The sequence below is a fragment of the Aquibium pacificum genome, assembly GCF_040839445.1.
GTDB classification, from domain to species: domain Bacteria; phylum Pseudomonadota; class Alphaproteobacteria; order Rhizobiales; family Rhizobiaceae; genus Aquibium; species Aquibium pacificus.
Genome location: NZ_JBDPGJ010000005.1, coordinates 197,453 through 216,764, shown reverse-complemented (window position 1 = coordinate 216,764; position 19,312 = coordinate 197,453). Strand labels below are relative to the sequence as shown.

16 protein-coding genes are annotated in these 19,312 nt (G+C 65.3%); 12 read left to right on the top strand and 4 right to left on the bottom strand.

What is annotated here, in order from left to right:
• Positions 1–294: 294 nt before the first annotated feature.
• From ABGN05_RS21450 to ABGN05_RS21435, 4 genes are all read left to right on the top strand, one after another.
• Entirely contained in the window at positions 295–1,449 is a 1,155-nt protein-coding gene (locus tag ABGN05_RS21450) for a porin (protein ID WP_367956091.1), read from the top strand.
• Between the two features lie 430 nt (positions 1,450–1,879).
• Entirely contained in the window at positions 1,880–3,097 is a 1,218-nt protein-coding gene (locus ABGN05_RS21445; protein WP_367956090.1) for a porin, read from the top strand.
• A 110-nt stretch (positions 3,098–3,207) separates the two neighbouring features.
• Positions 3,208–4,365: a serine hydrolase domain-containing protein gene (locus ABGN05_RS21440; protein WP_367956089.1), complete on the top strand. Its 1,158-nt coding sequence runs from the start codon at positions 3,208–3,210 to the stop codon at positions 4,363–4,365.
• 85 nt (positions 4,366–4,450) lie between these two features.
• Positions 4,451–5,560 (top strand): pyridoxal phosphate-dependent aminotransferase, encoded by a 1,110-nt coding sequence (locus ABGN05_RS21435; RefSeq protein ID WP_367956088.1) that lies wholly within the window; start codon positions 4,451–4,453, stop codon positions 5,558–5,560.
• Positions 5,561–5,599: 39 nt separating this feature from the next.
• Here ABGN05_RS21435 and ABGN05_RS21430 read toward each other — a convergent pair whose 3' ends face one another.
• From ABGN05_RS21430 to ABGN05_RS21420, 3 genes are read right to left on the bottom strand one after another with little or no spacing between them, the layout of a single operon-like run.
• Positions 5,600–5,956 carry an EamA family transporter gene (locus ABGN05_RS21430; protein ID WP_367956087.1) on the bottom strand — a complete coding sequence of 119 codons (357 nt, stop codon included), beginning with the start codon at positions 5,954–5,956 and terminating at the stop codon, positions 5,600–5,602.
• A 2-nt stretch (positions 5,957–5,958) separates the two neighbouring features.
• On the bottom strand, positions 5,959–6,660 hold the full coding sequence (locus ABGN05_RS21425; protein WP_367956086.1) for a class I SAM-dependent methyltransferase: 702 nt from the start codon (positions 6,658–6,660) through the stop codon (positions 5,959–5,961).
• A 22-nt stretch (positions 6,661–6,682) separates the two neighbouring features.
• Positions 6,683–7,657, bottom strand: coding sequence for a glycosyltransferase (locus ABGN05_RS21420; protein WP_367956085.1), 975 nt, complete (start codon positions 7,655–7,657; stop codon positions 6,683–6,685).
• A 231-nt stretch (positions 7,658–7,888) separates the two neighbouring features.
• Between ABGN05_RS21420 and ABGN05_RS21415 the strand changes: the two genes are divergently transcribed.
• From ABGN05_RS21415 to ABGN05_RS21405, 3 genes are all read left to right on the top strand, one after another.
• Positions 7,889–9,580, top strand: coding sequence for a GtrA family protein (locus tag ABGN05_RS21415; protein ID WP_367956084.1), 1,692 nt, complete (start codon positions 7,889–7,891; stop codon positions 9,578–9,580).
• Between the two features lie 130 nt (positions 9,581–9,710).
• A complete protein-coding gene (locus tag ABGN05_RS21410; protein WP_367956083.1) occupies positions 9,711–10,322 on the top strand; it encodes a TetR/AcrR family transcriptional regulator in 612 nt (203 codons plus the stop codon).
• A complete protein-coding gene (locus ABGN05_RS21405) occupies positions 10,322–11,482 on the top strand; it encodes an isovaleryl-CoA dehydrogenase (protein ID WP_367956082.1) in 1,161 nt (386 codons plus the stop codon). Before ABGN05_RS21410 ends, ABGN05_RS21405 begins: the two co-directional genes overlap by 1 nt.
• 122 nt (positions 11,483–11,604) lie before the next feature.
• Here the strand turns inward: ABGN05_RS21405 and ABGN05_RS21400 are convergent, their stop codons facing one another.
• Positions 11,605–13,095 carry an OmpA family protein gene (locus ABGN05_RS21400; protein WP_367956081.1) on the bottom strand — a complete coding sequence of 497 codons (1,491 nt, stop codon included), beginning with the start codon at positions 13,093–13,095 and terminating at the stop codon, positions 11,605–11,607.
• A gap of 366 nt (positions 13,096–13,461) precedes the next feature.
• Between ABGN05_RS21400 and ABGN05_RS21395 the strand changes: the two genes are divergently transcribed.
• The 5 genes from ABGN05_RS21395 to ABGN05_RS21375 all read left to right on the top strand — a co-directional run bounded on the left by ABGN05_RS21395 (position 13,462) and on the right by ABGN05_RS21375 (position 19,217).
• Complete coding sequence (locus ABGN05_RS21395) at positions 13,462–15,069, top strand: carboxyl transferase domain-containing protein (RefSeq protein ID WP_367956080.1); 1,608 nt, start codon at positions 13,462–13,464, stop codon at positions 15,067–15,069.
• A gap of 135 nt (positions 15,070–15,204) precedes the next feature.
• Complete coding sequence (locus tag ABGN05_RS21390) at positions 15,205–16,005, top strand: bestrophin-like domain (RefSeq protein WP_367956079.1); 801 nt, start codon at positions 15,205–15,207, stop codon at positions 16,003–16,005.
• A 65-nt stretch (positions 16,006–16,070) separates the two neighbouring features.
• Positions 16,071–16,424, top strand: coding sequence for a DUF2200 domain-containing protein (locus ABGN05_RS21385; RefSeq protein ID WP_367956078.1), 354 nt, complete (start codon positions 16,071–16,073; stop codon positions 16,422–16,424).
• A 300-nt stretch (positions 16,425–16,724) separates the two neighbouring features.
• On the top strand, positions 16,725–18,320 hold the full coding sequence (locus ABGN05_RS21380; RefSeq protein WP_367956077.1) for a sensor histidine kinase: 1,596 nt from the start codon (positions 16,725–16,727) through the stop codon (positions 18,318–18,320).
• A gap of 57 nt (positions 18,321–18,377) precedes the next feature.
• Entirely contained in the window at positions 18,378–19,217 is an 840-nt protein-coding gene (locus tag ABGN05_RS21375) for an alpha/beta fold hydrolase (protein ID WP_367956076.1), read from the top strand.
• The last annotated feature ends 95 nt before the right edge of the window (positions 19,218–19,312 follow it).

Genomic DNA, 19,312 nt, shown 5'->3' with positions numbered 1-19,312 from the left:
GGTGCGGCAAGCGAAAGGCGCCGCCCTCCAATTAAGCGACTGCATGTTTTGCGCTGCACAATTCGGCGTCAAACCCCCGCCATGCCTGCTTTTTGGCTTCGTTTTCGTCGCATTTCAGCAACACTTGGCCGCAATCGATGTTGCGCCGCGCAAGAGGGCAAAAGTCCTGTTGAACCGGCAAACGAGTTCCGGCAGATTTTTTCCAGAAAGCGACGCCTGATCCGACGCGGGGGCAATCACGCATACGGCGACCGACCGTCGGCTTTCGAAGTGGGCGAAATCAGGAACCAAGACATGGCTATAAAGAGTCTCCTTCTGGCCTCGGCGGCGGGTCTCGTCGCAGCGACCAGCGCGCGGGCGGCGGACGCAATCGTCATCCCCGAGCCGGAACCGGTCGAATACGTGCGCGTCTGCGACGCCTACGGCGCGGGCTACTTCTACATTCCCGGAACCGAGACATGCCTGAAGATTTCCGGCTACGTCTGGTACCAGATCGGCGCCGAGAGCTACGATGGCGGTGACAGCCCGGATTTCCTGACCTATGGCGGGTATCCGGACGATGAGGGCTGGATCAAGTCGACCCGCGCGCGCGTCGAGTTCGATGCGCGATCCGACACGGAATGGGGCACGCTGCGCGCCTTCATCCGCCTGCAGGCGACCTGGGGTGAGCCAAGTGACGGGTCGGTCGTAGCCGACCAGGCCTTCATCCAGCTCGGCGGCCTGCGGATGGGCTACACCGAATCCGTGTGGAATGACTCAATCGGCGCCGGCGTCGCCTCCTACGGCTCGCATTCCTGGGGCAGCATGAGCTACGGCGACCAGCAGCGTCACCAGATCTCCTATTCCTTCGGGTCCGACCAGGGCTTCGCCGCGACGCTCTCGCTCGAGGACGATGCACTCGATGGCGACGGCTATATGCCCGACGTGGTCGGCGCTGCGAGCTACAACCAGAGCTGGGGTGCCGTCTGGGCAAAGGCCGGCTTCGACGAGGATCGTTCCGCCGTCGACGATCTGGGCGACAGCGGATTCGGCGTCACCGCAGGCGTCCAGTTCAACATCCCCGGCTTTGAAGGTTCGTCGGTGCGTGTGATCGGCTACTATTCCGACAGCGACAACGCCTATAGCGTTATCAGTCCGGTTTCGGTCGTCGGAGGCTTCGGCGCTTCCGAATTCTCGGTGATTGCGTCGTACTATCACCAATTCACAGACACATTCGGCGCCTCGGTCGGCTACCAGTATTTCAGCGACTATTACCTCCCGCTGACCGAAATCAAGTCCGGCGTCGAGGGCCATGCGGCGGAAGTGGCGTTCGTGTGGACGCCGATTGAAAATTTCGAGGTTCGTTCGGAAATCTATTACGACAACGTTGGCGAGCTAAGCTCGTTGGGTATTCCCTACGATCCTGACGGCACCGTGTCGGGTTTCCTCCGCTTCACGCGCTTCTTCTAGACGCGCCTGGACATTTTCGACCGCGCGACGAGCGTGGATTGCTCCGAAGACCCGGCGGGCGACCGCCGGGTCTTTTTTTATACGTTTGCCGGCCTCTATTTTCAGCCTTCATGGATTCGCCGTGTCCAGCGGCCGTACTCGAATCGCCGAACGCCTTCGAGACGTCACAACCACCGCCGCTGCCCTCGGTCCTCCAAGGCGACTGCCGCTTTCGTGTCCTTTCTGCAACACAGTCGGCGCAATGGAATGGCGAGACGGCGCCACCGAGATGTTCGATGTTGAACCCGCCTGCGCCGCGAGTATGGTCGGTCTCGAAGAAAGGGGCGCCGATGTGCATCTTTTTTCCGACATTGGGAATGGGGGCGGGCGGGGACGTGATCTCCAGCCAGAAAACCCAAACCTGCTTTGAAACTTTGACTGGAGGTCAACCATGAACATCAAGAGCCTGCTTCTCGGCTCTGCCGCGGTCCTGGTCGCGGCGACCGGCGCGAAAGCCGCCGATGCAATCGTCATCCCGGAGCCGGAGCCTGTTGAATACGTGCGCGTCTGCGACGCCTACGGTGCAGGCTTCTTCTACATCCCGGGCACGGAAACCTGCCTGCAGATCTCGGGCTACGTCTGGTACCAGATCGGCGCCAACGGCTACGACGAAGACTCCTCAGCCATCACTGGCGGCGACACGACCGGTTATATTGGCGGTTCTACCGGGGATGGTTGGCTGAAGTCGACCCGCGCCCGAGTCAACTTCGATGCGCGTTCGGACACCGAGTGGGGCACCCTGCGCGCCTTCATCCGTCTGCAGGCGACTTGGGGCACGCAAGTCGATGGTCCTGTCTCTGTAGACCAGGGCTTCATCCAGCTCGGCGGCCTGATGATGGGCTACTCCGAATCGTTCTGGGCAAACTCCGGTAACGGTGGCCCTTCGAACTGGGGTTCGCACTCTTGGGGTGGCATGTACTACGGCTACCAGCAGCGTCACCTTGTCGGCTATCGCTTCAATGGCTCGAACGGTTTCTTCGCCGCTGTGTCGCTTGAAGACGATACGCTGAGCGGTGAGGGCTACATGCCCGACGTCGTCGGCAAGATTGGCGTATCACAAGGCTGGGGTGCGGTGTGGGCAAAGGTTGCCTATGATGAGAGCTTCGATGGCTCCGTCCCCACTCTCGGCGGTGCTGCAGCACTCTTCGGACTAAATGATGGTGGTTGGGCGGTTCAGCTTGGCACTCAGATCAACGTCCCTAGCGCACCCGGCTCATCGTTGCGCGTCATAGGATATTGGGCTGACGGCGCGCACGCCTACAACGTTGGAAGTCCTTCGGTTATTTTCGGCCCCACCAGCGAAAGCTACTATGGCGGTGCTGAATGGTCGATCCTGGCTTCTTATAACCACCAGTTCACGCCGACGTTGGGCGCATCTGTCGCGTTCCAGTGGTTCAACGACCTCTACTACGCGACAACTGATGCTTCGTCGGGTGTCGACGCTTGGGGTGCTGAGCTGTCGGTCGTCTGGGTGCCAGTCGAGAATTTCGAAATCCGCACCGAGCTTCACTACGACGACGTCGGTACCTTCAATGTACCGGCCACTCCGGCTGGTTTCGATCCGGACGGCACGGTCTCCGGCTTCCTGCGCTTCACGCGTTACTTCTGATCGGCTTCTTAGCTGAAAAGAGAAACCCGGCGGGCAACCGCCGGGTTTTTTCGTTGGCGGACGGAATGGTGGCGGCTACGCAGGACGCGTTGTCTTATCCGGGAAATGACATGACCAACGGGTTCACGCGCCGCGACGTGCGGTTGGCGAACTGGCGCGAGCATCCCTACAGCCGCTGGTCCTTCCAGAACGTGAGCGAACTCGTTCCGGTCGCTCCGATCGGGATGCCGCGCGGCGAGGACGAAGCGTCCCCCAGCCAGGACGGCCTGCTCGATATGCAACTGAAACTGCCAGGCGGTGCGCCGATCACGGCGCTGGAGCATCTGCGGCAATCCCATGGCGACGCTTTCATCGCGATGCGCGACGGCCAACTGGTGGCGGAGTGGCATGCGCCGCATGCAGACCCCGACGCGCCGCACCTGATCTTCTCCGTCTCCAAATCGGTCGCCGGACTTCTCGCCGGCATCGCCGTGGAGGAAGGCCTCCTCGATCCCGGGGCGCCGGTGACGGATTACGTTCCGATGCCCAAGGGCGGAGCCTTTGCCAGCGCCAGCGTCAGGCACCTCCTAGACATGACCGTCAGCCTCCGCTTCGAGGAGAACTATCTCGATCGCCAGAGCGACTTCGACCGCTATCGCCGTGCCATGCTGTGGAACCCCGAGCACGATGCCGGCAATACCGAGACACTGGAGAAGGTGCTCGTCTCGCTGCCGAAGGACGATTGCGGGCATGGCGAGCGCTACCACTACGCGTCGCCGGCGACCGACATGCTCGGGCTGGTGATCGAGCGCGCCGCGGGCCGCCGGTATCACACCTATCTCGCCGAGAAGCTGTGGAAGCCGATGGGTGCGCGGGGCTTGGCCTACGTGACCGTCGACCGCGAGGGGACCGCACGCGCGGCGGGCGGCATCTGCGCCACCGCGCGCGACCTCGCCCGACTCGGCCAGCTGGTCCTTCGAGGCGGCGCGGCCGGCGGGCGCCAGGTCGTGCCGCGCTCCTGGATAGACGACATCGCCACAAATGGCGACCGCCACCTCTTCGCGCGGGAAGATGGGTCCTTCCCGAACGGCCACTACCGCTCCTGCTGGTACGCCACCGGCGACGACCACGGCAGTCTCGCGGCCATCGGCATCCACGAACAGTGGATCTGGATCGATCCGGTGCGCGACGTGGTGCTCGTAAAGCTCTCCTCCCGACCTGAACCGAGTAACGACGACGCCACGCGCCGCGAGATCGCCATGCTCGGCCAGATCGCCCGCGCGATCTGAAGCCGCCTGCCCCCTTGACGACGATCGTTCCGGACCGCCCCTCCGACTAGCATCCAGCCGCCCACACCACACGGATTTCCCATCCATGCCGCAGCGCCCTCCCCTCACCCGTCTCGCGGAAGCCCTGCCCTCGACGGTTCCCTTCGTCGGGCCGGAAAACCAGGAGCGGCAGCGCGGCGCGGCCTTCCGCGCGCGCATCGGCGCCAACGAGAGCGGGTTCGGGCCCGCCCCCTCCGTCATCGCCGCCATGGCGCGGGTCGCGGGCGACATGTGGAAATATTGCGATCCGGACAATTTCGATCTCAAGGAGGCACTGGCGCGACATCTCGGCATCGCGGCGCAGAACATCATGATCGGCGAAGGCATAGACGGGCTATTGGGCCTCGCCGTGCGTCTCTACGCCGGGCCGGGCGATGCGGTGGTGACCTCACTCGGGGCATATCCGACCTTCAACTTCCACGTCGCGGGCTTCGGCGCCCGGCTGGTCGCCGTCCCTTATCGGAACGACAGGGAAGACCTCGAAGGCCTCGCCGACGCCGTGAGGCGTGAACGGGCACGCGTGGTCTACCTCTCGAACCCGGACAACCCGATGGGCACATGGTGGGAGGCCGCCGACGTCGAGGCCTTCGTGGCGGCCATTCCCGAGACGACGCTCATCCTGCTCGACGAGGCATACGGGGAAACCGGACCCGCTTCCGCGCAGCCCGTCGTCGACTTCTCGCGGACGAACCTCGTGCGCCTGCGCACCTTTTCCAAGGCCTACGGGCTCGCCGGCCTGCGCTGCGGCTACGCCTTTGGCGACGCGGAGGTGATTCGCGGCTTCGAGAAAGTCCGCAACCACTACGGCATCAACAGAATGGCGCAGGTGGCGGGAGAGGCCGCGCTGGCCGACCAGGACCATCTCCGACATGTCGTCTCGCGCGTTGCGGGCGGGCGGGAACGCATCGCCGGCATCGCCCGCGACAACGGTCTGGCGCCGCTCGCCTCGGCCACCAACTTCGTGACGATCGATTGCGGCACCGACGGCGCCTTCGCACTGAAGGTGCTGCAGGGAATGCTTTCGCGCGGCGTCTTCATCCGCAAACCGATGGCGCCCGTGCTCGACCGCTGCATCCGCGTCAGCGTCGGACCGGAAGAGGAACTCGCGATCTTCGAGGAAGAGCTGCCACGGGCGCTTAAGGACGCGCGCGGCTGAACCGCCGCGTCAGCGGGAGCGGCGGGACGCCTCGGCCGATCAGGTGTTGACGACCAGCAACCCGGCGACGATCAGCCCCGCGCCGAGCCCGTAGCGGAGCGTCAGCGTCTCGCCGAGCAGCGCCCAGGCGAGCAGGGGCACCGCGCAGAAGGTCAGCGCCATGAACGGATAGGCGACCGTCAGCGGGACCGCTTTCAGGACGTAGATCCACACCACGGTGCCAAAACCGTAGATTGCGATCGCCGCGATCAGGAACGGATCCACCAGCATGGCCGCGACGCCTGAGAGGTCGGCGCCGCCCGTGCGCTCGCTGGTCAGTTTGAACAGGATCTGCCCGACGGAGATCAGCAGCGGCGTCAGCACCAGTCCCGCCACCAGTGGCAGAGGATACGTCATCGTCAGGCGCCCTGCCTGTCTTCCCGGTAGTAGATGTCGCGGCCGATCAGCTCGCACACATGGTTTTCCGGCACGGGATGGACGGCACGCAGGAAGGAGTGCGCGTAGGGGAAGAAGTTGAAATGCGGATTGAAGGAGTAGAGGTATTCGCGCTCTCGCGGAACGACGATAATGAGCCGCCTGGCGGCGATGCGCCGCAGTTCGGCGATCGCCTGGCGGTACTCCAACACGTGTTCGATGACATGGGTGCAGATCACCGTGTCGAAGTGCCGGTCCGGAAAGGGCAGTTCCTCGATCCTGGCTGCGACGTAGTTCACCCCCTCGATCGCGGCGGCATCCTCGACCACGAAGTCGACGCCCGTGAAAGCATCGCAGTCGCTTCTCGCGTCGCGGATGCGCCTGATGAGGGCGCCCGTCCCGCAGCCGACGTCGCAGACGCTCCCGGGCGTCACTTCCGCGATGATGCGGCTCACGCAATCGTTGGACAGGTCGGTGCCTTCGTGGACGCGCGGATGCTCCCGGTAGAGGTCCTCGTATTCGCGCGCAGTCAGGAAGGGCGCGCGCGCGCGGAAGGAGGCGAGCCGGGTGACGTGGTCGCCCCACGCGGCGCGTGCAACGCGGTGGAAGATCGCCGAATCCCTGACGACCGGCGGCAGCAAGTCCTCAAGGACGAAGCGGATGCGGTTCGTCGTTTCCCTGTTCACTTCAAAGACCCCTGCCTGATGCCTACGCGACCATCGCCCGATCCAGGCGCTCGAACTTTCGGGTTTCGCCCCGCAGCGCGGGGATCGTGAGATAGGCCATCCGCTTGTGTTCGACGCGGCCGCGCGAGACGGAGTCCAGCACGACGCCCGCCACCATCATCAGCATGGACAACATGACCAGCGACATTGCGAGAACCCAGGTCGGCATCTTGAGCACCAACCCCGTCGTGAAGTACTCGATGAACACCGGCACCATCAACCCGACGCCGGCGGCGAAGAAGCCGGACGCGATCGAGGCGAAGAAGCGGAACGGCTGCGTCTCCTTCATCAGCATCAGGAACATCATGAGTATCCTGGCGCCGTCGCGGAAGGTCGAGAGCTTCGAGGCCGAGCCTTCGGGCCGCCGTCCGTAGTCGAGCGGGACTTCGCAGACCGGCAGCTTCAGAAGGGACGCGTGGACGGACATCTCCGTCTCGATCTCGAAACCTCCCGAGACGGCCGGAAAACTCTTCACGAAGCGGCGCGTGAAGGCGCGGTAGCCGGAGAATATGTCGGTGAAGTCGGGGCCGAACAACCGGTTGTAGAGCCAGTTGAACAGCCGGTTGCCGAAAGCGTGCCCTGCCCGACCGGCGTCGCTGGCGATGCCGCGCCTCGTGCCGACAACCATGTCGGCGTGTTCGGTGATCAGCGTGTTGACCAGAAGCGGCGCGTCCTCGGGCGCATAGGTGCCGTCGCCGTCGGCCATGACGTAGATGTCGGCATCTACGTCGGCGAACATCCGTCGCACCACGTTTCCCTTGCCCTGGCGCGGTTCGCGCACGACGATCGCGCCGGCCGCGCGCGCCCGCAATGCGGTCAGGTCGCGCGAATTGTTGTCGTAGACGAGGATGCGCGCGTTCGGCAGCGCCTGGCGAAAGCGGCCGACCACCTCCGCGATCGTCTTTTCCTCGTTGTAGCAGGGCAGCAGGACCGCCACGGATAACTCAGCCAGGGACACGCCTTTCGTCCTCCGTCTCGGACGGTTCTTGCCACCGGATCGGATCCCGTCCGCCGGCCAGTACCGATACCGCGTCGGGCTTTACTTTTTCTTCAATGGGTTAAGGCTAGGTTTCCGCAGGCGGAGCGGAGGCAAAGTTTGACGGATTTCACGGCAGATCGCGTCCGTTCGGCACCCGCGGCCACACCCTGGCGCGCGGATCTTGCCGCAGCATGCGCGGCGGCGGCCGTCATGGCGACGGCGTCCCTCGCTGCCGGCGCGGACTTCCTCCACTCCTCGAACGGCGACAATGACAGCCTCTTGCGCATTGTGCAGGTCAGAGATCTGATCGCAGGTCAGGGCTGGTTCGACCTCACCCAGTACCGCATGGGCCTGGATGGCGGCTTCGTCATGCACTGGTCGCGCATCGTCGATGCGCCGATCGTCGCGATCGTCATCGCCGGCACCTGGCTGAGCGGCAGCCAGGCGATCGGGGAAGCGGTCGCGTTGATCCTATGGCCCATCCTGCTCTTCGCGAGCGCCCTCTTCCTCGTGCTCAGATCCGCGCGGCTGGCGCATGGGGAGGCGGCCATGCTTCCGGCCCTGGTGACGGGCGGAACCGCGCTCTATGCGGTCGGCGTGTTCAGCCCCGGCATCATTGACCACCACAATTTCCAGCTCGTCCAGACGCTCGCCATGGCCTGGGGCATCATCGCACGCACGCCTGCCTCGGGGCTGATCGCCGGCGGTGCCGCCGCCGCGAGCCTCGCCATCGGGGCCGAGACGATGCCCTACGTGGCGCTCGGCGGAGCCGTCGTCGCGGTACTCCTACTGCTGCGCGGGCGCAGCGAGGCCGGTCTCGCAGCCGGTTTTGGAGCCGGGTTCTCGGCGGCGGCACTCGCAGCCTTCGTCGCCACCGTGCCGGCGAGCCACTGGTTCTCCGTCGCATGCGACAGCTACTCGGTCGCCCAGTTCGCCATCGCCATCGTCGCCGGTGCCGGTCTGGTCGCCGTCACGAGGACGGCCGACCGCCCCGTAGCGACACGCGCGGCTGCGCTCGCGACGCTCGGGGGCGCCGTCGGCGCTCTCCTGCTCATCGCATTTCCGCAATGCGTGGGGGATCCTTTCGCCGAAATGGATCCGCTGCTGCGCTCGCACTGGCTCGACATGGTCACCGAGGCGCAGTCGGTGGTTACACTGGTCGTGCACGAACCCGACAGCGTGCTGTTCTGGTTCGGCACGCCCGTGCTGGCGCTCGCCGTCGCCGCGCATCTTGCCCTGCGCGGAAAACTCTCGCGCGGGGACGCAGCACTCGCCGCACTCATCGCGGGCGCCGTGGCGGTGGCGTCGTGGCAGGTTCGCGGCGGGATCATTTCCGTGCCGCTGGCTGCGATCCTGCTGTCCGGCTGGATTGCCCGGATCCGCTCGTCCGCCACGGCCGGCGGCGCGCAGCAGGCGCTGACGCTGTCGCTCGCCTGGCTCCTCTCCAACACCCTGGTCTGGGGCTTGGCCGGCGATGCGATCAAGGCCGGCGATACCGCCGCCAAGACGACCGGCGTCCCATCGGCATGCTACGACGAGGCCAGCTACGAAGCTCTGGCGCGGCTGGAGCCGACGACGGTCGCGGCCATCTCCAACCTCGGCGCCTCGATCCTCAAATACACCCCCCACCGCGCGCTGGCCGGCCCCTACCACCGAAACGTTGCCGGCAACCTTGCCAACCTCAACATCCTCATCTCCGCACCGGACGAAGCCCGCCGACGCATCGCGGACGTCGGCGTGACTATCCTGGCCGTCTGCCCGGGCGACGGCGAGACCACATTCCTGTCCGAAAAGGCGCCGGATGGCCTTCTGGCGCGGCTTTCGGCGGGGGCGGACGTGCCCTGGCTGCAGCAGGTCAGTCCGGAAGGGGAAGCACTGCAGTTATACGGCGTTCGGCCATAGGCAGCGAGCGGCGGGGCAGGGCCGGCCGGTATTCCTTCCTCATCAGCCACGAAACGCCCCGTCGGGTCCCGTTCGCGCCGCTTGAATGAAACGGTCATTCATTTTATTGTCCGTGTTGAGGAGAAATGGGTTGACCCGCACCGCAGGATCATTCGGCGAGAGGACGGAGGCGGCACTGCGCGAGGCGGCGGTGGCGCTGATGGCCCGACACGGCTACGAGGCCGTCTCCATGCGCCGGCTCGCCGCCGAGATCGGGCTGCAGGCGGCTGCGCTCTACAAGTATTTCCCGGCCAAGGAAGACCTTCTGTTCACGCTCATGCGCGAGCACATGGAAGCGTTGATCGCGGCCTGGCAGGCCGCCGATCCGGGCGGGGCTGACCAGACGCGGCGGCTCGCCGCCTTCGTGGAGAACCACATTGTCTTCCACGTCGAGCGCCGCCATGCCACCCATGTGTCCAACATGGAGCTGCGCAGCCTGTCGCCGGCGAGGCTGACCGCAATCCTGAGGCTGCGCTCTTCATACGAGAAGGAACTGCGCCAGATTCTTCGCGAGGGCGCCGCGAGAGGCGGCTTCGCGATCGACGATCCCGCGCTGACGGCCATGGCGATCATCCAGATGATCACTGGCGTGATCGTCTGGTTCAGGCCCGACGAAAAGCTTTCGGTGGCGGAAGTCGCCGAGAAATACCACAGGATGACCATGCGGCTCGTGGGAGCGCGAGCCCCGGCGGAGGCAGGCTGATGTACACCCAGACCATGGATTTCGGACTCGGCGAGGAGATCGGGGCGCTGCGCGACATGGCGCGCCGCTTCGCGCAGGAAAAGATCGCGCCGGCCGCGGCGGCGATCGACACCTCGAACGAGTTCCCCGCCTGGCTGTGGGCCGAACTCGGCGCGCTCGGCCTGCTCGGTGTCACCGCCGATCCCGACCATGGCGGATCGGGCATGGGATATCTCGCGCACGTCGTGGCGATGGAGGAGATCAGCCGCGCCTCGGCGTCGGTCGGGCTCTCCTACGGGGCGCATTCCAACCTCTGCGTCAACCAGATCAGCCGCTGGGGCACGGCCGAGCAGAAGGCGCGCTACCTGCCGCGGCTCTGTGCCGGCGAAGCCGTCGGCGCGCTCGCCATGTCAGAGAGCGGCTCCGGTTCCGACGTCGTTTCGATGCGGCTCAGGGCCGAAAAGCGCAACGACCGCTTCGTGCTCAATGGCACCAAGATGTGGATCACCAACGGGCCTGACGCCGACACGATGGTCGTCTACGGCAAGACCAATCCGGAGCGCGGCTCGCGCGGCATCACCGCATTCATCGTCGAGAAGACGTTTTCCGGCTTTTCCGTCGCCCAGAAACTCGACAAGCTCGGCATGCGTGGGTCCAACACCGGCGAACTCGTGTTCGAGAACGTCGAGGTGCCCTTCGAGAACGTGCTACACGAGGAAGGCAAGGGCGTCGAGGTTTTGATGTCGGGGCTGGACTACGAGCGCGTGGTGCTGGCCGGCGGCCCGCTCGGCATCATGGCGGCGGCCATGGACGTCGCGGTCCCCTACGTGCACGAGCGAAAGCAGTTCGGCCAGCCGATCGGCGAGTTCCAGCTCGTCCAGGCCAAGCTCGCCGACATGTACACGACGATGAACGCCTGCCGCGCCTACGTCTATGCGGTGGCTGGCGCCTGCGACCGCGGCGAGACCACCCGCAAGGACGCCGCCGGCTGCATCCTCTATGCCTCCGAACGCGCCACGCAGATCGCGCTCGACGCCATCCAGCTTCTGGGCGGCAACGGCTACATCAACGACTACCCCACCGGCCGCCTCCTGCGCGACGCCAAGCTCTACGAGATCGGCGCGGGCACCAGCGAGATCAGACGGTGGCTGATCGGGCGGGAGATCATGGCGGAGGGGTGAAAGGCGGCGGGGGCGAATGGGAATCATCGAGGCCAGCTTCGCCAACGGGTCCCCTCGCCCGGATCACGCCCCGCGGGACGCGGGGACCGGGGCGGCAGGCGCCGCCCCGACGATGCACTGCCTCAGCGCACGAACTGGTCGATGCGACGAAGGGTGACGCGGCGGTTCTGCCATTCCGACTGCTGCGTGGGAACCAGGAGATCGCGCTCGCCGAAACCGGCCGTGACCAAGGCGCCGGCCGGTATGCCGAAACTGTTGACGAGCGCGCTCCTCAGCGCCTCGGCACGGTTCTGCGACAAGACGTAGTTCGAACTGTCCGATCCGACCGCGTCGGTGTGACCTTCGATCAGGAAACGGGCACCGTTGTTGGTGTTCAGGAGATAGGAGAGAGCCTGGCCGATCTGCTGGACCTTGTCGTACTGGTCGAACTTGATCACGGCCGAGGCGCTGTCGAAGTTGATCGACTGGATTTCGATCGACGGCGCGGCGCGGCGCAGGTCGGGCCGCAGTACGAATTCGCCGAGCGAGACCCGGTCCTGCGGCTGCACCTGGAAGCCCGGCAAGCCAGAAAGCTGGTTCTGGATGGTCACGGCCGTCGGCATCTTCACCGGCTGCGGCATGACCGGCGTCGGAGCCGGCTGCAGCCCGGCAGACGACTGGCAGATGCATTCGGCTTCGGATGCCACGTCGTTGAAGTTAAGGGGAACGAAGTTCGGCTCGTCACCGGCGACTTCCAGCATACGGCCGTTCTCGAACGGATCCTCCCACAGAACCGCCCGGCAGCTGCCGCTCGTCCGGGCGGAGGAGACATTGTCGTTCGCGCCGCTGTTGTTGTCGAAGAATTCGCGGCCGGAGAAGCCGGAACGTCCGCTGGAGCGGAAGTACTGTCGCTGCTGAGCCTCGTCATACCAGTGCACGCGATCGTTGGCCTGCAGGACCCACTCGCGACCCTCATAATTGACGTGCTCGTAGAACCTGCACTGTTCCACGGGCTGCGCCGAGCCCGGCATCGAGGGGGATGGTGCCGGCGGCGCCTGCGTCGATGCCACCTGGGGAACGCCGTTGACCAGCGAGCCGCCGACGACCTTCCACAACTGGCCGGAGACGTTCTGGCAATCGTCCATGAAGGCGGCGCCCTGGAGCACCGATTCGGGTGCGAACCGGTTGCCTTCCAGGCACTTGTTGTCACCCTGGAACATCGTCTTCAGGCGGAAGTAGCCATTCTGGTCGGGAACCGCCTGCCACAACTGTCCCGAAACGTTCTGGCAATCGTCCATGAAGGCGCCGCCGCCGAGAACGGCATCGGGCGCGTAGCGATTGCCTTCCAGGCACTTGTTCTCGCCCTGGAACTGCGTCTTCAAGCGGAAGAAGCCGTTCCCCTCAGGCACGGCTTTCCAGTACTGGCCGGACACCTCCTGGCAACCGTCCATGAAAGACGCGCCTTGCAGCACCGCGTCAGAAGCGAAACGGTTGCCTTCGAAGCACTTGTTCTCCGGTTCCTGAAACATGGTCTGGAGTTTGAAGTAGCCGGAATTGCCTTGTGCGGCGGCCGGCGTAGCGAAAACGAACCCGGCGACGACAAGCGCCGAGCATATGCCATGCATAAGCTTCATAAGAATTCCCCAAGCAATGATCGAAGAAGAAGCCCCGAAGTTCAGATTCCCCGCCGCTTCATTGGCAGCCCGGCAGCTTCTTCAATTACCCGTCCCTAACGTATGAATTCTTGGCGCAGCGTGCCGAACTTGCCAAGCATTTTTTTCAGGAGGACTGGAATGGAGGGACGCCTGCGGGGAGCCCGGTTTCAGGCCATGATCTTGTCGAAGAACTCACTTTGGAACGCCGACGAGAGGCAAGGGGTGTACTCGACGAGGCAAATGAATGGCGCAGGGCGTGCTGAATGCCACCATCGTCACCGCCGACCGGGTCTGGGCGAACCTCGACCTGCCGTGTAAAGTCGCCCTCATCCGCTAGGACAGTCCATGCCCGTCATCCGCACAGCCCTCTCCACCGCCTCCGAAACCTTCCACGCCAACGCCGCGCGCATGCGTGGGCTGGTTGCCGACCTTGCCGACAAGGCTTCCGCCATCGAGCGGGGCGGGCCGGAGGAGGCGCGGCGGAGGCACGTTGGCCGTGGAAAGCTGCTGCCGCGCGAGCGGCTGGCACAATTGCTCGACACCGGGGCGCCGTTCCTCGAGATCGGGCAGTTTGCGGCGTGGGACATGTATGGCGGCGACATATCGTCGGCCGGCATGATCGCCGGCATCGGCCGCATCGAGGGGCGCGAATGCATGGTGGTGGTCAACGACGCCACGGTGAAGGGCGGCACCTACTATCCCATGACCGTGAAGAAGCATCTCCGCGCGCAGGAGATCGCGGCCGAGAACGGCCTGCCCTGCATCTACCTGGTGGATTCCGGCGGCGCCAACCTGCCCAACCAGGATTCGGTCTTTCCCGACCGCGAGCATTTCGGCCGCATCTTCTTCAACCAGGCCAACATGTCGGCCGCCGGCATCCCGCAGATCGCCTGCGTGATGGGCTCGTGCACCGCAGGCGGCGCCTACGTGCCGGCGATGGCCGACGAATCCATCATGGTCCGCAACCAGGCAACCATCTTCCTCGGTGGTCCTCCGCTGGTGAAGGCTGCGATCGGCGAGGAGGTGTCGGCCGAGGATCTCGGCGGCGCCGACGTCCACACGCGCCTCTCGGGCGTGGCCGACCACTACGCCCAGAACGACGCGCATGCGCTCGCCATCACGCGCCGCATCGTGGCCAATCTCAACCGCGTCAAGCCGGCGACGCTGGCGCTCCAGCCGCCGCGCCCTCCGCTCCATGACCCGCAGGAGATTTACGGCCTCATCCCGGCCGATACGCGCCAGCCCTACGACGTGCGCGAGGTGATCGCCCGCATCGTCGACGGGTCCGAATTCGACGAGTTCAAGACGAATTTCGGCACTACGCTGATCACCGGCTTCGCGCATCTCCACGGCATGCCGGTGGGCATCCTCGCCAACAACGGCGTGCTCTTCTCCGAAAGCGCGCAGAAGGGCGCGCATTTCATCGAACTGTGCTGCCAGCGAAAGATCCCGCTGATCTTCCTGCAGAACATCACCGGCTTCATGGTCGGCCGCAAGTACGAGGCCGGCGGCATCGCCAAGGACGGCGCCAAGCTGGTGACGGCGGTCGCCACCGCCCGCGTACCAAAGCTCACCGTCATCATCGGCGGCTCCTTCGGCGCGGGCAATTACGGCATGTGCGGCCGCGCCTATTCGCCCCGCTTCCTGTGGATGTGGCCGAACGCGCGCATCTCGGTCATGGGCGGCGAGCAGGCCGCCACCGTGCTCGCCATCGTCAGGCGCGACGGCATCGAGCGCAAGGGCGGCGCGTGGTCCGCGGAGGAGGAGGCCGCGTTTAAGAAGCCCATTCTCGACCAGTTCGAGCACGAGGGCCAGCCGCTCTATTCCTCCGCCCGACTGTGGGACGACGGCATCATCGACCCGGCCCGCACCCGCGAGGTGCTCGCGCTGTCGCTGTCGGCGGCGCTGAACCGCGAGGTGGAGGACACGAAGTTCGGCCTGTTCCGTATGTGACCTACTTTCCTTCTCCCCGCTCGCGGGGGCAAGGAGCCCCCATGGCGCGAAGCGCCGCGAGGCAGACCTGCAGGTGTTGCTCCATCGTTCCGGTCGGGTCATAAATCCCGGCAGGAGGCCGCGCGGGGAAGCGTCATGGAGGATTTCGTTGTTTCGCTGTTGATCGGTGTCCTGTTCGGGATCGGCGCCGTGGCGTTGGTGATGGGCGTCTATTTCGCGGCGCGGCGATTGCTGTCGCTCGGAGAGGACACGCATCGCACGCACGACGCAGCCTCATCCGTCGCCTTTCGCATCGCCGCGCTCTACGGTCTGATGCTGGCGCTCGTCTATGCCCAGGAGCTCGACGACTACAAGGGCATCCGCACCAATCTCGCCGAAGAGGCCGTGGCTGTGGCCGACGTCTACAACGACATCGCCCGGTACGGCGGGACGGCGGTCGCCGAGGTGCAAGCCGGGCTGGCGCGCTATCTGTCGGCCGTGGTCGACGGCGAATGGGACCGCCTCGGCCGACACTTCGGCCTTTCGGCCGATGCCTGGAGGGAATGGGACGCCGTCTATGTCAGGCTGCTCGACCTGACGCCGCAGACCGACCGCGAGCGCTATCTCGCCAATCGCATGCGCGACCGGGCGACTGCGATCGCGCGCTTCAGGCAGATCCGCGAAACGACGGCCGTGGGCGCTTTCAGCGGCCTGTTCTGGGGTCCGGCCGCGATGGGACTGGCGCTGCTGACCATCCCCTTCTACGTCTTCCCGCCGACGTGGAACAACCTGGCTCTGCTTTCGGTCTTCGGTCTCTATTCGGGCGTGGTGCTGTTCTTCATCTACATGTTCGCCAACCCGTTCGAGCCGCCCGGCAAGCTGCCGCCGACGCCGTTCATCCAATTGCTCGAAGGCGACATCGGAAAGAGCCTGCGGGCGACGACCCCCGGCGCTTGAGCGGGCAAGGCCGCGGCTCGCCCCGTTGCGCCACCCATTTCGATGATCGAGGTTCCGGACCACCCATGACAAAACACCGCATCTACTCGATGAGTTTCGCGAGCGTCTATCCGCACTACGTGGCGAAGGCGGAGCGGAAGGGGCGCACGAAGGCCGAGGTCGACCAGATCATCGCCTGGCTGACCGGATACGGCGCCGGCGAGCTCCAGTCCGTCCTCGACACGAAGATGGATTTCGAGACCTTCTTCGCGCAGGCCCCCGCCCTCAACCCTTCCCGCGCGCTGGTCAAGGGGGTGATCTGCGGCGTGCGTATCGAGGAGATCGAGGAGCCCCTGATGCGCGAGATCCGCTATCTCGACAAGCTCATCGACGAACTGGCGAAGGGCAGGAAGATGGAGAAGATTCTTCGGTCGGAGTGATCGGCGCATGCACGCCAGCGTCCGCGCGTATCCCGCCATGTCAGGAAGGGGGCCACCGCAGGTTTCCGCGCGGCGCGGTCCCAGAAGCCGGCCTGATGGATCGTCCGGAACATTGGCGGATCTCCTTAGGGAGGGTGGTCGCATCTGGTAGGGTGGTCGCAGGGAAACGCGCCGGTCGCATCTCCGCGGGCACGGAAACGCCGCTGCGCGGTGGCCTCCGTCTTCGTCGACGAAGCCCCCTGTTTAATCGCCGCCAACTTAAATAAGCTCCCACGGGTCGAATCTTCGGGAGAACGGGGCTTGAACACAGGCGATAGGGCTCGGGCCCGCACCGGCTCGCTGGCGCTGCGAGCCGCCACCGGCCTCATCGGACTGATGTTCCTGCTGTTCGTCGCGGTGCTTGCGGTGCTCATCCTGCGCGAGCGGGAGCTTGCTCGCGACGCCGCGGAAAGCCGCGCCGCGGCCGCTTCACAGGTCGTCGCCACCAACGCGCGCTGGATCACCGAACTCTCGCGACAGGCGCTCGGCCGCATCGACGAGGCGCTGGGAGCCGAAATCGACGACCAGGACGCGCTGACGACGCGCCAGCGCGTGCAGGAGGCGGTGGCACGCCTACCGGGCAACGTTAAGACTTATGTGGCCGACGCGAAGGGTGACCTTCTGTTTTCCACCGACCCAGCATTCCGCCCCATCTCCGTTGCCGACAGGGAGTATTTCACCGCGCTCCTGGCGGGCGTGCGCTTCCACGTCTCGCCGCTGCTGACGAGCCGCCTTGACGGATCGCAGGTCTTCGTGTTCTCGCGCCGCCTCGACCGGAATGGCGCCTTCGCCGGGGCCGCCTTCATCTCGTTCGACGTGACGCTGTTCCGCGAAATCTGGGAATCGCTGTCGCTGGACGACACCTCGACCGTCAGCATCGTTCGCGGCGACGGACAACTCGTGGCGCGCTACCCGTTCGCCGATGGGCCGCTCGACCTGTCTGGCTACGCGCTCTTCACCGAATATCTGAAGATCGGCGAAATCGGCACCTATCCGGCGGTATCGCCGGCCGACGGCGTGACGCGCATCGTGGGCTACCGCCGTGTGCCCGGCACACCACTGGTGGCCATCGCCAGCGTCAGCACGCAGGCGGCCTTCGCCCAGTTCTGGCGCAACACGATCATAACCCTCGCCTTCGCGGTGCCGACCGCGATTGCACTGATGCTCGCCATCTTCTGGATCGTCAGGCTGGTCAGAAACGACGAACGAACCCGCGCGCAACTGGTCGAGACGATTGACCTCAACCGCATGCTGGTGCGCGACACACATCATCGCGTGAAGAACAATCTCCAGGCGATCATGTCGCTCGTGCGGCTCCACCGCCTGCCGCAGGAACTGAAGACGGACCTGCAGGGCCGCATTACCGCGATGACGGCCGTGCACGAGCATCTCTATCGTCTCGACCAGTTCACCGATGTGGACGCGGCGTCGCTGTTGCCGGCCATCGTAGAGCCGCTCAACGATGCATTCGCGCGGCAGGTGGGGATCGAATACGACATCGACCCGATCATCCTGCACCATGACCACGCCACGCCCGTCGCTCTCGTCGTCAACGAACTCGTCACGAACGCCCTGAAATACGCCTTTCCGGACGGACGGACCGGCAGATTGCGCATCGCGTTGAAATCGCGATCCGACGGCGCCACCACGCTTTCCGTGACCGACGATGGCGTCGGCTTCGACCCCTCGGCGGTCTCAACCGGACTCGGCAGCCGGCTGATCCGCGCCATGCTGGTCCAACTCGGCGGAAGCGAGCACCAATACACATTCGAAGGCGGCACGCGGTTCTTCGCCGAGCTCTATCTCGGCACGACGGAACGCGAGTTTTCAGCCGGCCACGCCCAGGCCGCCGAATAAATCCGAGTCCCAAGACCCCGAGACCCCGAGACCCCGAGACCGAAAGGAACACCGCAGATGACGAACGAGAATCTCGTCGAGACCTCCCATGCGGGGATCGCCGTCACGGACAATGGCGCGGACGGCCCAACAATCGTGTTCATCCATGGCAATTCGGGATGCAAGGAGGTTTTTCGCGAGCAGTTCTCCGCCGGCGCACTCGCCGGATACCGGCTCGTCGCGTTCGACCTGCCCGGCCACGGCGCTTCCGAGGACGCGCGCGATCCGCTGGAGAGCTACAAGATCGGCGGCTATGCGGCGCTGACCGAAGAGCTTCTGGGCAAGCTCGGCGTGGAGAGGCCGCTGCTGGTCGGCTGGTCGCTCGGAGGGCACGTCGCGCTGGAGATGATCGGACGCGGCTACCACGCCGCCGGGGTCGCCATCTCGGGCACGCCCCCGATCCAGGCCACTCTCGAATGCCTGATGAGCGCCTTCAACATCGATCCATCGGCGGAGAACCTGACCGGCAAGCGCGACTTCACCGACGCCGACGCGCTGACCTATGCCACGCACACCTCGGGCACGGATGGCGGTCTTGACGCGCATTTCCTGGCCATGGTGAAGCGCACCGACGGCCGCGCCCGCGAAATCATGTTCGGCTCGGTGGTCGCCGGCGAACCGCTCGACGAACAGGCGATCGTGGCGTCGATGACCGTGCCGCTCGCCATCGTCAACGGCGCCACCGATCCCTTCATCAGGGCGGACTATTTCGACACGCTCTCGTACGGCTCGCTGTGGAACGGGCGCGTTGTGCGGATCGAGGGCGCCGGCCATGCGCCGTTCCTGCAGGCGCCGGGAAAGTTCAACGCCCTCTTGGCGGATTTCGCCGCCCATGCGCATGAGCGTGCGAAGGCTTGAGCCGCGCGATCCATGCCGGCCGACCTTCCTGACAGGAGCAGGCGGCAGTCCATCGCATGCCCTCTTGCAGTCGGCGCGCGGCGGCGCGACGGTAG

What these genes read in the sequence shown, in the direction of transcription:
- ABGN05_RS21440 (WP_367956089.1), top strand. Translation starts at nt 3,208, where the DNA reads ATGACCAACGGGTTCACGCGCCGCGACGTGCGGTTGGCGAACTGGCGC.
- ABGN05_RS21405 (WP_367956082.1), top strand. Translation starts at nt 10,322, where the DNA reads ATGTACACCCAGACCATGGATTTCGGACTCGGCGAGGAGATCGGGGCG.
- ABGN05_RS21450 (WP_367956091.1), top strand. Translation starts at nt 295, where the DNA reads ATGGCTATAAAGAGTCTCCTTCTGGCCTCGGCGGCGGGTCTCGTCGCA.
- ABGN05_RS21385 (WP_367956078.1), top strand. Translation starts at nt 16,071, where the DNA reads ATGACAAAACACCGCATCTACTCGATGAGTTTCGCGAGCGTCTATCCG.
- ABGN05_RS21390 (WP_367956079.1), top strand. Translation starts at nt 15,205, where the DNA reads ATGGAGGATTTCGTTGTTTCGCTGTTGATCGGTGTCCTGTTCGGGATC.
- ABGN05_RS21435 (WP_367956088.1), top strand. Translation starts at nt 4,451, where the DNA reads ATGCCGCAGCGCCCTCCCCTCACCCGTCTCGCGGAAGCCCTGCCCTCG.
- ABGN05_RS21395 (WP_367956080.1), top strand. Translation starts at nt 13,462, where the DNA reads ATGCCCGTCATCCGCACAGCCCTCTCCACCGCCTCCGAAACCTTCCAC.
- ABGN05_RS21415 (WP_367956084.1), top strand. Translation starts at nt 7,889, where the DNA reads ATGGCGACGGCGTCCCTCGCTGCCGGCGCGGACTTCCTCCACTCCTCG.
- ABGN05_RS21445 (WP_367956090.1), top strand. Translation starts at nt 1,880, where the DNA reads ATGAACATCAAGAGCCTGCTTCTCGGCTCTGCCGCGGTCCTGGTCGCG.
- ABGN05_RS21375 (WP_367956076.1), top strand. Translation starts at nt 18,378, where the DNA reads ATGACGAACGAGAATCTCGTCGAGACCTCCCATGCGGGGATCGCCGTC.
- ABGN05_RS21400 (WP_367956081.1), bottom strand. Translation starts at nt 13,095, where the DNA reads ATGAAGCTTATGCATGGCATATGCTCGGCGCTTGTCGTCGCCGGGTTC.
- ABGN05_RS21430 (WP_367956087.1), bottom strand. Translation starts at nt 5,956, where the DNA reads ATGACGTATCCTCTGCCACTGGTGGCGGGACTGGTGCTGACGCCGCTG.